Source organism: Aureimonas sp. AU22 (assembly GCF_001463745.1).
GTDB lineage: Bacteria > Pseudomonadota > Alphaproteobacteria > Rhizobiales > Rhizobiaceae > Aureimonas.
The window spans coordinates 12,861-27,983 of the sequence record NZ_BBWJ01000013.1; the positions used below are offsets into that span (position 1 = coordinate 12,861).

The window sequence follows — 15,123 nt, forward strand, 5'->3', positions numbered from 1 at the left end:
ATCTCCTCCCAATTCCTGAAAGACGCGCGTAAGCCGGCCCGTGGCCGCACCGTCTTCGCCGAACGAGCAAGGTTTCGTCATGTCCGCATCCATGCCGGTGATGCCCAAGGCCGCCGAAAAGTATCAGCCCTATCCCGCCGTCGACCTGCCGGATCGCCAGTGGCCCTCGCGCCGCATCGAGACGGCGCCGATCTGGTGCTCGGTGGACCTGCGCGACGGCAACCAGGCGCTCGTCGACCCGATGGGCCAGGAGCGCAAGTCGCGCATGTTCGCGCTCCTCAAGCACATGCGCTTCCGGGAGGTCGAGATCGGCTTCCCCTCGGCCTCGCAGACCGACTTCGACTTCACCCGCTGGTGCATCGAGGAAGGGGGCGTGCCCGACGACATGTCCCTCCAGGTGCTCGTCCAGTGCCGGCCGGAGCTGATCACGCGCACCTTCGAGAGCCTGGAAGGCGCGAAGAATCCGATCGTCCACTTCTACAACTCGACCAGCGAGCTGCAGCGCCGCGTCGTGTTCGGCAAGGACCGCGCCGGCATCCGCCAGATCGCGGTGGACGCGGCCGAGATGATCGCCGAGATGGCCGACAAGGCCGGCGGCGGGTTCCGCTTCGAGTATTCGCCGGAGAGCTTCACCGGCACCGAGCTCGATTTCGCGCTGGAGATCTGCAACGCCGTCACCGAGGTGATGCGGCCGACCCCCGAGAACCGGCTGATCCTGAACCTGCCGGCCACCGTCGAGATGTCGACGCCCAACGTCCATGCCGACCAGATCGAGTGGATGAGCCGCAACCTCGACAAGCGCGACTGCATTATCCTGTCGCTCCATCCGCACAACGACCGCGGCACCGCGATCGCGGCGACCGAGCTCGGCCTGATGGCGGGCGCCGACCGGGTCGAGGGAACGCTCTTCGGCAACGGCGAGCGCACCGGCAACGTCGATCTCGTGACGCTGGCGCTCAACATGTACACGCAAGGGGTCGATCCCGAGCTCGACGTCTCCGACATCAACCGGATGAAGGAGGTCTACGAGCACTGCAACCAGCTCGCGATCCCCGAGCGGCACCCCTATGTCGGCGAGCTCGTCTACACGGCGTTCTCCGGCTCGCATCAGGACGCGATCAACAAGGGCATGAAGGCGGCGAAGGTCGCCAACAAGCCGCAATGGGAGGTGCCCTACCTGCCGATCGACCCGCAGGACGTCGGCCGCTCCTACGAGGCGATCATCCGCATCAACTCGCAGTCCGGCAAGGGCGGCATCGCCTACGTGCTGCAGGCCGATCACGGCATCAATCTGCCGCGCAACCTGCAGGTCGATTTCCGCGAGGACATCCAGCGGATCACCGACGAGGAAGGCAAGGAACTGCCCGTCAAGCGCATCTACGACCGCTTCATCGAGCGATACGTGGAGCAGCCGGGCGCGCGCTTCTCCTATGTCGAGCACTTCACCCGGCCGGAGCAGGGCCCCTCGCGGCGAAGCGTGACGGCGACGATTCGCGATGGCGACAAGACCGTGGAGATCGAGGGCCGGGGGACCGGCGCGATCGACGGGTTCATCGACGGCCTGTCGCGGCACCTCGGGCTCGAGCTCTCGGTCGCCGACTATTCCGAACACTCGCTCCAGCGCGGCTCCAACGCCTCGGCCATCGCCTACATGGAGATCGAGCATGCAGGCGGGCGCGCATTCGGCGCCGGCATCGACCAGAACGCCACAACCGCTTCGCTGCGCGCCATCGTTGCAGCCGTCAATCGGATCGTCGATAAAGACGGTTAACGAAACCTTCGGGGCGACGGACCGTTCCGGCTTCGCGAAAGCCAGGAGCGCTACGCGTGAAAACCGTACGGCGGGCCATGATGGCCCGCCGCGCGAGGTTGAGGTGGCATGATGATGGAGTCCAAGGGCGCCTTGTCGGTGGCGAGCGGCACCAAGCGGTTGGCCGACGCCGTGCGTGCGGCCAAGATCGCGTCCTCGCAGCGCACCGACATCGTGATCGATATCCGCGAGGCCGACCGCGCGCGTCTCGAGATCTTCGCCGAGGAACTGCAGCCGATCATCGACGCCGTTCCCGCAGGCGACGACCTCTTCGACTTCACCCTGTCGGGCGGACCGCAGCCGCGGTTCTGGATCGACGGCACGGCGCAGGTGCTGATGGCGCGAGACCGGCGCACCTATCGCTTCGTGCGCGACACGCGCCTCGGGCGCGTCACGCTCGCCGAATCGAGCGAGAGCCACGTCATCGTGGACAAGGTGACCGAATACGTCGCGGAGCGGATGGTGGAGCGCGACCGCGCCTTCGCGGCCTCCGACGGGATCGGTCTGCGCCCGACGGAGCGCCCGGCAGCGATCGCCGCCGCCGCGACGCTGGAGCCGATCCGTCTGGCGCCACGCCCGCGCTCGACGGATTTCGTGATCGCCCTGTCCTGGCTGATGATCGGCATCGTGGTCGGCGCCGGTATCCTGATGGCGATCGCCGCCTATCGCGGCGCGCCGCTGGTCTGACGCGAACGCCGCAGGCGGCTCGCCAGAAGGGCGATGCCGCCGACGACGAGACCCCAGAAAGGGGCGCTGATCCCTAGGAACGCCGTTCCGGACGCCGTGGTGACGAAGCACAGGATCGCCGCCTCGCGATCCCTGACCTCGGCGACCATCCCGCCGAGCGCGCCCGTGAAGGCGCCGATCAGCGCGATCCCCGCAACCGTCTGGACCAGCGCCGGGGACTGGCCGGCAAAGTCCGTCGCCCAGTCGGCCACCAGTCCGAAGCCGATATAGGCAAGGCCCGAGACGATCCCGGCCCACCAGCGCCGGGTATGGTCCGGTCCGGCTTCCTCGCCCGCGCAGATCGCGGCGGTGATCGCCGCCAGGTTGACGGCATGGCCGCCGAAGGGGGCGCACAGCATGCTGAAGACGCCGGTCGCCGTGAAGAGCGGCGCGGGTTCCGGCGCGTAGCCGTTCACCTTCATGATCGCGAGGCCCGGAATGTTCTGCGAAGCCATGGTGATCAGGAAGAGGGGCAGGGCGATGCCGATCATCGCCGTCGCCGACCATTCGGGCGCGACGAACATCGGACTGGGAACGACCGCCGCCGCGCCGTTCGAAGCGCTGTGGGCGGCGAAGATGAGGACGAAGGTCGCGACGGCGGCGGCCGGAACGGCGAGGATCCGGTTCCACCGCCCGACCACGAACCAGACCGCGATCACGGCGAGCGCCTGAAGCGGGATCGAGGCGACCGCCTTCACCGGCGCGAGGCAGAGCGGCAGGAGGATGCCAGCCAGCATCGCGTTGGCGAGCGAGACGGGGATGGATGCGATGGCGCGGCCGATCGGCTTGACGAGGCCCGATAGGACCACCAGCGCGCCTGCGAGGAGAAAGGCGCCCACCGCTGCCGCGAAGCCGCCGTCGGGCACGCCGGCGCCCGCCAGCAGCGCCGCTCCCGGCGTCGACCACGCGACGGAGATCGGCATGCGCGTGCGCCAGGAGACGAGGATACCGCAGACGCCCATCGCGAGCGACAGGGCGAGGATGCCGGACGCTGCCTGCTCGGGCGTCGCGCCGACGCCGACGAGCCCCTGCAGGACCACGGAGAAGGAACTCGCGAACCCGACGAAGGCCGCGAGGAAGCCCGCGGAAACGGCGGCGAGGGGAGGGAAGCGCATCGAATGGGTCTCGCAGGGCCGGCAGGCGTTGCCGCGCCCTTAGCGCTCATCTTCCCGGCGTGGCAAGTCGTGCGTCGGTGCACGGTTCGCGTAAGCCAGGCGCGGGCGATCCTCTCGCTACGGGTTGGCCTCGTCCCGAACCTCCGCCGCCGTGCCGTCCCGCAGGAGCCGCCGCTGCCGGATCCAGTCGATCGCGGTCCCGTCGGCGCGCAGACCGCGTTCGCGCTGGATCAGCGACCAGTTCCCGGGCTCGCCCTCGATCTCGAACAGGCTGTAGCGCGAGGCGGGCTTGGAGCCGCCGGCGTTCTGGCTCGCCGAGGGAATGCCGGCCACCGGCACTTTCTCGCCGTCGGGGCCGTTGAGCCAGTAGAGCGTGTCGAGATGGGTGTGACCGTGCAGCACGAGTTCGGCACCGGCGTCGTGGATCACCTTCGAAAAGAACTGTTTGCCGATCAGGCGTTTCGACCAGGCCGCCGCACCGGCGATCGGCGGGTGGTGGATCATCACGACGCGGAAGAGGCCGCGCGCCTTCGCTTCTTCAAGGAGGCGTGCTGTCGCCAGCGCCTGGCCGCGCTTGAACGTGCCGGTCGCGAAGAACGGCGCGGTGGCCTCGGCACTCGACGTGCCGATGATGGCGACGGGTCCGCGCACGCGCATGTAGGGATAGTGCCGATGATGAGGCGTCCTGCCGGCGTCACCGATGAGGTAGGGGTGCCACTCCTTGTAGACGCGCTTCAGGGCGCCCGGCACGTAGGCGTCGTGGTTGCCCGGCACGACGGAGACCCAGGCGGGATCGCCGAGGTCCTCCAGCCAGATCCGCGCGCCGGTGATCTCGCTCTTGGTGGCGAGATTCACGAGGTCGCCGGTGACCGCCACATGGTTCGGCGCCTGGGCTTTCAGGTCGGCGACGAGCTTCAGCAACGTGTCGCCGAACATCGCGCGCTTTCGATTGCGCTGCCAGTTGATGTAGCCGGTGATGCGTTTGGTGGCGAGCTCGCGGTAGGAAAGCTCGGGCAGCGGGCCGAGATGGATGTCGGACAGATGAGCGATGCGAAACATGGCGGATGAACTAGCCGGTCGTCGGCCCTTGGGAAGAGGACGCGCGTGAGGTCGTGGATTGCCGGGCCACTCGGACGGTTGCTTCGCGTTTGGGGTCTCGCCACGCGGTCGATGACGCTCGGCGCGCGCATCGTCGCGCTGGACGCGGAGGGCCGGGTGTTCCTCGTCCGTCATGGCTACCGCGAAGGCTGGTACATGCCGGGCGGCGCCGTGGACCCCGGCGAGACGGCGTTGGAGGCGGTCCAGCGCGAGGCTCGCGAAGAGGGCAACCTCGTCTGCGACGAGACGCCGAGGCTCGTCGGCGTCTACTACAATCGCAGGGAAGGCCGGGACCACGTGCTCGTCTACCGCTGCGACCGTGCGCGGCAGACGACGCCGCGCAGGCCCGACTGGGAGATCGCCGAGAGCGGCTTCTTCGCGCTCGACGCGCTGCCGCCCGCCACGACGCCCGCCACGAGGCGGCGCCTCGCGGAAGTCCTGGACGGTGCGGAGCCTACGCCCGACTGGTAGTCACGCGGCCCGGAGCCGCTCGCGCCCGTGCGGTCGGTCGAGGTCGAGTTCGGGACCGAGCGGCGCGATACGCGTCGGGTTCACCATGTCGTGGCTCTCGTAGTAGTGATGCTTGATGTGATGGAAATCCACGGTCTCGCGCACGCCCGGCCACTGGTAGAGTTCCCGAAGGTAGGCCTGCAGGTTGGGATAGTCGGCGATCCGGCGCCAGTTGCACTTGAAGTGCCCGACATAGACCGGGTCGAAGCGGACGAGGGTCGTGAACAGACGCCAGTCGGCCTCGGTGATCCGCTCGCCCACGAGATAGCGCTGGCGCGACAGGCGATCCTCCAAACGGTCCAGCGTTTCGAAGAGCGCGTGGAACGGCTTCTCGTAGGCGTCCTGCGTCGTCGCGAAACCGCACTTGTAGACACCGTTGTTGACCGCCTCGTAGACCTCCTCGTTCACCGCCTCGATCTCGCCCCGGAGGTCGGCGGGACAGAAATCCACGGTGGCATCGCCGAACGCGTCGAAGGACGAGTTGAACATGCGCAGGATTTCCGCCGACTCGTTGTTGACGATCGTGCCGTCGTGTCTGTCCCAGAGGACGGGCACGGTCACACGCCCGGTGAAGGTCGGGTCCGCCTTCAGGTACACCTCGTAGAGCCGGCTCGCACCGTTGACGGTGTCCGGCACGGTCCCCTGCCGGTCGGAGAAGGTCCAGCCTTCGGACCCCATGAACCAGTCCACGACGGAGAGCGAGACGACGTCCTCGAGCTTCTTCAGCTTGCGCAGGATCAGCGTGCGATGCGCCCAGGGGCAGGCGAGCGAGACGTAGAGATGGTAGCGCCCGGGCTCGGCCGGTACGGCGTCCTGCCCGTCCGGGCCCGGTTCGCCATTCGGCGTCACCCAGCGCCGGAACGCCGTCTTCGAGCGTTGGAAACTGCCGCCGGACGCCTTGGTGTCGTACCACTTGTCCTGCCACTTGCCGTCCACCAGAAGGCCCATCCGATCATTCCCTCATGCATTCGCGCCGCCGATCGCCTCGCTCTCGACGCAGGCTCGAAGCGATGATATGGAGCGTGCCGGCCGATAGGCAGGCCCCGAGGACCACGGGTTTTCCCATGCTGCGACGACGACGCCAGAGGGCGGCAGGAGCCGCCGGTATCCAAGCCGCCAACGCCTGACCCGGGAATGCGGGCAAGCGGGGGCGAAGCCGCAGCGCCTCATCTTCGAAAGCCCGTCCATGCTGTCCATCGCCAGGGAACTCGACCTGCGCTTCTGCGCGGAAACTCGCCAGGACGCCGCCGTCATCGACGACATCGCCGCCGAGGCCTTCGGCCCGGGCCGCTTCACGCGTGCGGCCGAGCGGGTGCGTGAGCGCGCGCCCCATGATCCCGCCCTGTCGCTGGTCGCGATCCTCGGCGCCGAGGTCGTGGGATCGGTGCGCCAGACACGTGTCTCGATCGGCGGCACGGACGTCGTGATGCTCGGCCCGCTCGCGGTGCGGCCGCGGTTCAAGAAGCGGGGCATCGGGCGCACGCTGCTCGCAATGGCGGCGGAGACGGCGCGGATCGCGGGCGAGCGGGCGATCTTCCTCGTCGGCGACCGTGCCTACTACATGCCCCTCGGCTACAGGCCATTGCCCGTCGGATCGGTGCGGATGCCCGGCCCGGTCGACGAAGCGCGCATCCTCGGGCTCGAACTCGTTGCCGGTGCCTGGGAAGGCGTTGCCGGCACGGTGGAGCCCCGCTGACGCATTTCCGTTGAGAGCCGAGCCGGTTTCACGACCGCGCAACGCGAAGGATAGGCGGCTCTAGACCAACCTCTCGACGTCGGTCGGAAGCGAGGTGCGGTGTCCAAGATCCCGGCGGTGACGCTCCAGCCAAGCGTCGGTCGCCGCCCGGCCGAGATCCCGGAGGTCGGTGAGTTCCGACCAGCGGGTGTCGAGCTTGCCGACCGCGCCACGCCGCGTCAGTTCCTCGCCGGCCGAGATCATGTGGAGGCGCAGGTCCGCGATCCGGCGCATCACCGGGTTCTCCAGGTCCTCGTCGCGCACCAGCCGCTTGGTCTCCGTCAGCATGCGCAGGTCGCGCATCAACGACGTGTTGAAGGTGATCTCGTTGACGCGTGCCATGATCTCCTCCGCCGTGTCCGGCACGCCAGGCCGCACGAAGGGCGTCACCTGCACGATCAGAAGGTCGGAAGTGCCGTGGTCGGTGGTGAAGAGGGGCGTCAGCATCGGGTTGCCGAGATAGCCGCCGTCCCAGTAGTGCCGCCCGTCGATCTCGACGGCACGAAAGACGTCCGGCAGGCAGGCGGAGGCGAGGAGCGCGTCGGCGGTCAACTCCCTGCCCGTGAACACGCGCACGCTGCCAGCTTCGACATCCGTCGCCGAAACGAAGGTCGGTATGGCCGTCTGCGTCTGGAGAAGCGGCAGGTCGATCGCTTCTTCCACGACGGCGCGCAGCGGATTGGCGGCGGAGCGGCCGGGGCCATAAGGCGAGACGAACTGGCTGAACGAGCGCGCCTGCTCGATCGCCTGATGCACCATGGTGCGCGGAAACGGAAAGAACGGGAAGCTGCTCTCCACGGCGCCGAGCGGCGAGCGGGCCGAGACCGTCTCCCAGAGGCGATGCAGCGCCTCGCGGGCGCGCTCGCGCCCGCCGCCGGCCATGCCGGCAGACAGGCCGGCTGCGTTCAGCGCGCCGGCGCTGGTGCCGCTGACGGCTGCGATGTCGATCGTGCCGTCCTCGAGGATGCGGTCGAGCACGCCCCAGGTGAAGGCGCCGTGCGCGCCGCCGCCTTGCAGCGCGAGACAGATGCGGACCATGTTTCCGAGCCTTCCATCCGGTCCCCCCGACAATCGACGCGTGACCCGGGACGATGATGCCCGCTCGTCATGCTGCATCTGCGAGATAGGTCAGCGGCCCTCGCGATACCAGGTGGCCGATAGCGCCAGAAGCAGGACGGCGAGGCCGAGGAACCCGGCGAAGAGGGGGGTGCGGTCGACGCCTCGAAGGACGCTTTCCTCCGTGGTCTTCAGGCCGATCCAGTCGCGCCCCTCCGCGCTCGCCCGGCCGGAGATGGGCACGATGCGCGGAACGGACACGTCGCCCGTCGCCTCCGCCAACCGGCGCACCGAGCCGCGCGTGGCGTCCGCGATCGGCTCGAGCTTGGCCGTGGTGGAAATCGCCTCGCGGTACTCGCGCGGGTTCACGGGGCCGACATTGGCGAGGGCCCGCAGGTCCCCGTTCGCGACCTGATAGAGGCCGAGCTCGTCGGCGTTGAGCGTGCCGCGCCATTCGCCTTCGCCGCTCTCGGCCAGCGGCAGCTGCACCGCACGCCCCGATGGCGTCACCACGGTGGCCGGGCCGGGATCGTCGCCGATCGTGTGGCGCGTGACGGTCAGCTCGTTGCCGAGGCCTTCGGCGTCCAGCGCCTCCTCCTCCAGCTGCGGCTCCTTCATCAGCCAGTGCGCCAGCCGCCGGAACAGCGGAACGTGCGGCCCGCCGCCCTCGAAGCCGCGCGACCAGAGCCAGCCCTGATCCGACAGGAGAAGCGCCACGCGGCCTTCTCCGGCCCGGTCGAGGACGAGAAGCGGCTTGCCGTCCGGCCCGGTCATCACGGTCTCGCCGCGCGTCTCTCCGACGTCGATCGAGCGGAACCACGGGCTCCAGTCCGGTGGCGTCGCCTGGGCACCCGGCAGGTCGCGGGTCACGGGATGCTTGCGGCCGAGCTCGGAAAGGACGGGCCGGAAGGCGCGCTGGTCCACCTGGCCCGTCGGCAGGGCCGGAAGGATGGCGCTGAGCGGCGAGTTGGCGACGGAGTCGGGCCCGGCATATTCCGGCCCGGAAGCGATCAGCATGGCGCCGCCGTTCTGCACGTACTGCGCGATGTAGTCGTAATAGAGCGTCGGCAGCACGCCGCGTCGTTGGTAGCGGTCGAAGATGATGAGGTCGAAGTCCTCGATCTTCTCGACGAAGAGCTCGCGGGTCGGGAAGGCGATGAGCGACAGCTCGTTGATCGGCGTGCCGTCCTGCTTCTCGGGCGGGCGCAGGATGGTGAAGTGGACGAGGTCCACCGCCGCGTCCGACTTCAGGAGGTTGCGCCAGGTGCGCTCGCCCGCATGCGGCTCGCCCGAGACGAGGAGCACGCGCAGGTTCTCGCGGATGCCGTCGATGACGGCGATGGCGCGGTTGTTGACCGGCGTGATCTCGCTTGAGGTCCGGGCGGCGGAAAGCTCCACGATGTTCTTGCCGGCACGCGGCAGGGTGATCTGGACCAGCGCCTCCTGGCCGGGCACGGCGTTCCGGCGCTCCACGAGGTCGCCGTTCAGGAAGATCTGCACCTCCACCGGATTGGTGGACGCCCCCTGGCCCTCCTCGACCACGCGGAAGGTCAACGTCTGCGGCTGGTCCACCAGAGCGAAGCGCGGCGAGGTCACGAGGTCGAGCCGCCGGTCGAACTCGTCCGGCCGGCCGGTGACGAGCGCATGCACCGGAGCGTCGAAACCGAGTGCCTGGGCCTGTTCCGGGATGTCGTGAACCTGTCCGTCCGTCACCATGATCGCGCCGCCGACGCGGGCGGGCGAGACGTCGCGCAATCCGTCGCGCAGCGCCCCGAAGAGGGCGGTGGTGGCATCGCCTTCGCCGGCCGAGCGGGCTTCGATCGTGCGAACCTCGAACTGCGGATAGGCGGCGAGGTTCTGGCGCAGGCGCTCCACCGCCGCGTCGGTCTGCGCCGTGCGTTCGCCGATCGTCTGGCTCTGGCTGCGGTCCACGACCACGGCGACGACGCTTTTCAGGGGATCGCGGTCCTCGCGCAGAACCACCGGGTTGAGAAGGGCCAGAATGAGGGCGGCAAGTGCGAGGCTGCGCACCACGGCGCCGCGCATGCGCGCGGCAAGCAGCGCGATCGCCAGCACCGCCGCCGGTATTGCGAGGATCGCGATGACCGTCCAGGAGAAGAACGGCGAGACGTCGATCGACCAGCTCATCGCGTCACTGCCCCAGGCGTTCGAGAAGGGCCGGCACGTGGACCTGATCGGCCTTGTAGTTGCCGGTCAGGACGTACATCACGATGTTGACCCCGGCCCGGTAGGCGTATTCGCGCTGCGAGGGGTCGGCGTTGTCGGTGGGGAAGACGAAGAGCCCGCTGTCGTCGACGGCCCAGGCACTGGCGAGATCGTTGGACGTGATCATGATGGACGACACGCCGTCGCCCGCGCTTGCCGGACGCGCCTCGGCATCGGCCGAGCGCACGAGCGACTCGACCCAGAGGTCCGAGCCCGTGTGGCGGCCGGGAAAGCTGTCCATGATGTAGAAGGCCTTGGTCAGAACGTGGTCGGCGGGCACCGGCTCGAGCGGGGGAATGTCGAGGTCGGCCAGGATGTCGCGCAGGCGTCGCTGTCCTTCGGAGACCACCGTGCCGGACAGATCGCCCATCGCGTCGCCCTCCACGTCGAACAGCACGGTGCCGCCCTGCTTCATGTAGGCGTCGACCCGGCTGATCGCCTCCTCGCTCGGCATCGGGGCCGAGGGATGGACCGGCCAGTAGAGGATGGGGAAGAAGGACAGCTCGTCCGTCGCGATGTCGACCGCCATCGGCGGCCCCGGCTCTAGCGCTGTCTTCGAGGCGATGAACTGCGACAGGCCGTCGAGCCCCTGGCGCGAGATCTCGTCGGTCGCCGCCTCGCCGGTCTCGACATAGGCGAGATGGGTCGTCTCGGTCGCGGCGATCGCGCGCGCGGCATCGACGCCCTCCAGCCCCTGCGTCGCAAGAGCGGCGGGGGAGGGTGATCCTTGCGCGAAGGCCCGGTCGATCGGGGCGCCCGCGCCGGCCAGCACGAAGGCCAGAACTAGCGCCGCCGGGGCCGCACGTCGCCCGACGCTGCGCCGCAGACGCGCGAAGCCGCCATGCAGCCAGAGGAGCGCGAGCGCGTCCAGCGCGAAGAGCGCCACCGCTCCTGCGAAAAGCCAGGGCGTCAGGTCGGTCGATCCCGCCGTGCCGTAGGCGCGCAGCGAAGGCGGTGCGCCTAGATCGAGCGGCGGAAGGGGACGCAGGGTGGCGTCGGAGCCTAGAAGGTTCAAGGCGCGGTATCCCTCGGCGGTCCCGTAGAGGCCGGGCGGGTTCTGGAGGCTGGGTCCGGGCGCGGCGTCGGGACCGAACACGAGCGGGCGGATTTCGGGTCCGGGCTGCACGAGCCGGGCCGTGCCGTCCATCACGCGATAGGGCGGCAGGCTGGTCTCGGCCGCACCGCCGTCCGCGCCGACGGCCCCACGCGACAGGGAGACGATGCGGCGCAGCATGTCGACGAAGGCCCCCGAGATCGGCAGGTTCGACCAGGTGGCCTCGGCGGTGGTGTGGAAGAGCACGATCGTGCCGGCCCCACGGGTGGCGGCCGTGACGATCGGCGTGCCGTCGGCAAGGCTCGCCCAGGTGCGCTCGGAAAGGTCCGCCGAGGGCTCGGCAAGGATCTGGCGCGACACCGTGACGTCGGCGGGAACGGTGATGCCGGCAAACGGGCTTCCGTCCGCGATCGGCGCCAGTTGCTGCGGCTCCGACCACGACAATGCGCCGCCAAGCTGGCGCTCGCCGCCGCGAAGGCGCACCGGCACGAGCGTGTCTTCCGCCGTGGAGGCGGCGAGGCGCGGGCCGGCGAAGCGCACCAGCGTGCCGCCGTTCTGGAGAAAGCCGTCCAACGCTTCGGTCGCCGCTTCCGGCAGCACGCCGATGTCGGCGAGGACGATGACCGACGGGCGCTGTTCGACGAGCGCGGGAATGGCGGTGCCGAGATCGGCGCTCCCGGCGCGCACGAGGTCGGCGAAGGGCTCCAGCGCGCGGGTGATGTAGTAGAGCGGCGACAGGAGCGGCTGGGCGATGTCGGCCGCCTCGCCGGAGACGAGCGCGACGCGCCGGCGCTGGAAGCTCTCGTCGACGAGGCGCACCGAGGCTGCGTCGTTGAGGCCCTCGCGCTCGATGCGCGCGACGTCGTTGCGCAATTCTACCGGAATGGCGAAGCGCGCCTCGGCCTTCGCCGAACCGGCCGCGAAGACGAGCGGGGCGCGGCCGATCTCGCGCTCCTGCGCATCGAGGGCGCGAAGCTGGTAGGTCGCCGGGCCGGCTTCGCCCTCGGGCCGCACGGCCTGGACAACCAGCGCGTCGGTGGCGTTTTCGGCACCCGTTAGCCCGGCGAGGGTTGCGATCGGCGGGGCGTAGAGGATGGTCTGGGCGGGAGCCAACCTGCGCAACGTCTCCGTGGCTGCCTCGAGGCCGCCGCCATCGAGGCCGTCGCTGAGGTAAGCAAGGCTCGCACCGCCCTGACCCGTCAGCACCGCCGACAGCCGCGTGGCAGCGGCCGCGCGATCGGGCGCGATCGCGCGCGGTTCCGCGGCGGCGAGGCGTTCGAGCGCAGTGGCTGCTTCCACGGGCGCCGCGTCGTTGGCGGCGTCCTCGGCGGTCAGCAGCAGCGAGACGGGGCGTCCCGCTTCGCCGGCCTCCCGGATCAGGTCCTCGGCCGCCTGGCGGCGTTCGTCCCAGTCGCGCGCGCTGGCCCAGCCGTTGTCGAGCATCACCACCACGGGCCCATCGCCAGAAAGCGCGCTTTCACGTGGATTGAGAATGGGCGCGGCGAGCGCCAGGATCACCAAGGCGGCAAGGAGCAGCCGAAGCAACGTCAGCCACCAGGGACTGCGGGCGGGCGTCTCCTCCCGCTTGAGGACGCGCTCCAGGATGCGCAGCGGCGGGAAGGTCTCCGTCTGCGGCCGAGGCGGGGTGAGGCGCAGCAGCCACCAGATCGCCGGCAGGACCAGGAGACCCGCGAGGATGAGCGGCGCGCCGAAGGACAGGGCGCCCATCAGGCGCGTGCCTTCATCGTCTGCGGCTGGCCGCTGAGATGGCCGTGGACGGCGACCAGTGGCTCGGAGGCGAGACGGTCGGTGGCGTGGAACGTGTGGCTCCAGCCGAGCCGCCGGCAGTGCTCGCCGAGGAACTGGCGACGCGCCTCGAAGGCGTCGCGGTAGAGATCGCGCAGCGCCTCGGCGCGTCCCGCGGTAAGCTTGGCGCCGGTCTCGGGATCCTGGAATTCGGTGCGGCCGTAATAGGGAAAGGCGACTTCGGCCGGGTCGGCCACCTGCACGACGTGTCCCCGTACGCCTTGGCGCGCGAGGAGGTCGATGCGCCCGGTCAGTTCCTCCACGGGATCGAGGAAGTCGCCGACGAGCACGATCTCGCTGAAGCGCTTGAGCCGGTCGGTCGCAGGAAACCCGCCGGCCGGCCGGTTGGTCTGAAGGGCGGCGGCGATGCGTTCGGCCGCGTTGCGCGCCGAAACGGGCGCCATCACGTCGGGATAGCCGATCCGTTCGCCCGATCGCGCCAGAAGCTCGGCCAGCGCCAGGACGAGGACCAGTGCCCGGCTTTCCTTCGACACCAGCCCATCGCGGCTCTGGTAGAGCATGGAGGGGGAGGGGTCGGCCCAGAGCCAGACGGTCTGTGCTGCCTCCCACTCGCGGTCCCTGAGATAAACGTTGTCGTCGCGGGCCGAGCGGCGCCAGTCGATGCGCGACACCTGCTCGCCGTCCACGAAGGGCCGGAATTGCCAGAAGTTCTCGCCGGTTCCCCGCCGACGCCGGCCGTGCCAGCCGGAGGCCACGGAGGCCGAGACGCGTCGCGCCTCGACCAGAAGGTCGGGCAGAAGCGCGGCCCTCTGGCGCGCGCGGTGAAGAGCCTCGCCACCGCCGACCGTTTCCGTGATGCGCCCGATGGCTGCCATGATTCTAAGCGGCCTGCCGTGCCAGTCGTGCGATCACCTCGCGCACGCCGATCCCCTCGGCGCGGGCCGCGAAGTTCAGCGCCATGCGGTGCTGCAGGATCGGCTCGGCGAGCGCGCGCACGTCGTCGATGGAGGGCGCGAGGCGTCCTTCATAAAGCGCGCGGGCGCGCACGCAGGTCATCATCGCCTGGGATGCGCGGGGGCCGGGACCCCAGGCGACATGGGTGTCGGCTTCCGTCGAGCCCTGACCCGGGCGGGCCGAGCGCACGAGCGAGAGGATCGCGTCCACGACGCTCTCGGGCACCGGCATGCGGCGAACCAGCGTCTGGATCTCGCGCAGGCGGTCGGCCGTCATCACGGCGACGGCCTTGTCCTCGGCGACGCCGGTGGTCGCCATCAGGATGCGCCGCTCGGCTTCGATCGAGGGATAGTGCACGTCCACCTGGCAGAGGAAGCGGTCGAGCTGCGCCTCTGGCAGTGGATAGGTGCCCTCCTGCTCCAGCGGATTTTGCGTCGCCAGAACGTGGAAGGGCGCGGGCAGGTCGTGCCGCTCGCCGGCGACCGTCACGTGATATTCCTGCATCGACTGGAGAAGGGCGGACTGGGTGCGCGGGCTGGCGCGGTTGATCTCGTCGGCCATCAGGAGCTGCGCGAAGACCGGGCCGCGCACGAAGCGGAAGGAGCGCCGGCCCGTGTCGTCCTGGTCCATCACCTCCGTGCCGACGATGTCGGACGGCATGAGGTCCGGCGTGAACTGGACGCGGCGTGCGTCGAGACCGAGCACCGTTCCCAGCGTTTCCACGAGCTTGGTCTTGGCAAGGCCCGGCACGCCGACGAGCAGGGCGTGGCCGCCGGCCAGGATCGCCACCAGCGTCTGCTCCACCACGCTTTCCTGGCCGAAGATCACGCGCGCGACGGATTCGCGAGCCTTGGCGATGTCGGCGAGCGCGCGCTCGGCCTCCTCGACCATGGCGCGCGAATCGAGGGCTGGCTCCGTTTGGGCGAGTATCGTCATCCTTCGGGGCCTTTCGATGAGTCGCGTCGGGAAGGCCGACGACGGGAAGAAGCCTCATAGAATCGAGGCGGCGGTCGTCTGGCAAGCGCTGCGGTGCGCGACTATTTGGTGACGAGCAAGCCCGGCCAAAATAAGA

The 15,123-nt window shown here is 69.6% G+C and carries 12 protein-coding genes; 4 read left to right on the top strand and 8 right to left on the bottom strand.

Going from position 1 to position 15,123, the window contains the following annotated elements:
* Window positions 1-79 precede the first annotated feature (79 nt).
* Both leuA and AUL34_RS04345 read left to right on the top strand, forming a co-directional pair.
* Window positions 80-1,771: a 2-isopropylmalate synthase gene (gene leuA / locus AUL34_RS04340; protein WP_061931589.1), complete on the top strand. Its 1,692-nt coding sequence runs from the start codon at window positions 80-82 to the stop codon at window positions 1,769-1,771.
* A gap of 108 nt (window positions 1,772-1,879) precedes the next feature.
* Complete coding sequence (locus AUL34_RS04345) at window positions 1,880-2,497, top strand: hypothetical protein (protein ID WP_244492438.1); 618 nt, start codon at window positions 1,880-1,882, stop codon at window positions 2,495-2,497.
* Here AUL34_RS04345 and AUL34_RS04350 read toward each other — a convergent pair.
* Together AUL34_RS04350 and AUL34_RS04355 are read right to left on the bottom strand one after the other, a co-directional pair.
* Complete coding sequence (locus tag AUL34_RS04350) at window positions 2,473-3,651, bottom strand: benzoate/H(+) symporter BenE family transporter (RefSeq protein ID WP_061931591.1); 1,179 nt, start codon at window positions 3,649-3,651, stop codon at window positions 2,473-2,475. The two genes, AUL34_RS04345 and AUL34_RS04350, sit on opposite strands and share 25 nt — an antisense overlap.
* Before the next feature lie 117 nt (window positions 3,652-3,768).
* Window positions 3,769-4,710, bottom strand: a complete 942-nt coding sequence (locus tag AUL34_RS04355) for a metallophosphoesterase (RefSeq protein WP_061931592.1) — start codon at window positions 4,708-4,710, stop codon at window positions 3,769-3,771.
* A gap of 45 nt (window positions 4,711-4,755) precedes the next feature.
* Here AUL34_RS04355 and AUL34_RS04360 point away from each other — a divergent pair, with 45 nt between their 5' ends.
* Window positions 4,756-5,220: an NUDIX domain-containing protein gene (locus AUL34_RS04360; protein WP_061931594.1), complete on the top strand. Its 465-nt coding sequence runs from the start codon at window positions 4,756-4,758 to the stop codon at window positions 5,218-5,220.
* Here AUL34_RS04360 and AUL34_RS04365 read toward each other — a convergent pair whose 3' ends face one another.
* Window positions 5,221-6,207, bottom strand: a complete 987-nt coding sequence (locus AUL34_RS04365) for a glutathione S-transferase family protein (RefSeq protein WP_061931596.1) — start codon at window positions 6,205-6,207, stop codon at window positions 5,221-5,223.
* Between the two features lie 238 nt (window positions 6,208-6,445).
* On the opposite strand from AUL34_RS04365, the gene AUL34_RS04370 reads away from it, so the two are divergent.
* The gene (locus AUL34_RS04370) at window positions 6,446-6,955 is read left to right on the top strand and encodes a GNAT family N-acetyltransferase (RefSeq protein WP_061931598.1); all 510 of its coding nucleotides are present in this window, start codon (window positions 6,446-6,448) and stop codon (window positions 6,953-6,955) included.
* Window positions 6,956-7,015: 60 nt separating this feature from the next.
* Here AUL34_RS04370 and AUL34_RS04375 read toward each other — a convergent pair whose 3' ends face one another.
* The 5 genes from AUL34_RS04375 to AUL34_RS04395 form a co-directional block, all read right to left on the bottom strand.
* Window positions 7,016-8,032 (bottom strand): patatin-like phospholipase family protein, encoded by a 1,017-nt coding sequence (locus AUL34_RS04375; protein WP_061931600.1) that lies wholly within the window; start codon window positions 8,030-8,032, stop codon window positions 7,016-7,018.
* A gap of 90 nt (window positions 8,033-8,122) precedes the next feature.
* Window positions 8,123-10,198: a hypothetical protein gene (locus AUL34_RS04380; RefSeq protein ID WP_061931602.1), complete on the bottom strand. Its 2,076-nt coding sequence runs from the start codon at window positions 10,196-10,198 to the stop codon at window positions 8,123-8,125.
* A gap of 4 nt (window positions 10,199-10,202) precedes the next feature.
* Entirely contained in the window at window positions 10,203-13,058 is a 2,856-nt protein-coding gene (locus tag AUL34_RS04385; RefSeq protein ID WP_061931604.1) for a DUF4159 domain-containing protein, read from the bottom strand.
* A complete protein-coding gene (locus AUL34_RS04390; protein ID WP_061931606.1) occupies window positions 13,058-13,972 on the bottom strand; it encodes a DUF58 domain-containing protein in 915 nt (304 codons plus the stop codon). Before AUL34_RS04390 ends, AUL34_RS04385 begins: the two co-directional genes overlap by 1 nt.
* Before the next feature lie 4 nt (window positions 13,973-13,976).
* On the bottom strand, window positions 13,977-14,987 hold the full coding sequence (locus AUL34_RS04395) for a MoxR family ATPase (protein WP_061931608.1): 1,011 nt from the start codon (window positions 14,985-14,987) through the stop codon (window positions 13,977-13,979).
* Window positions 14,988-15,123: the final 136 nt, after the last annotated feature.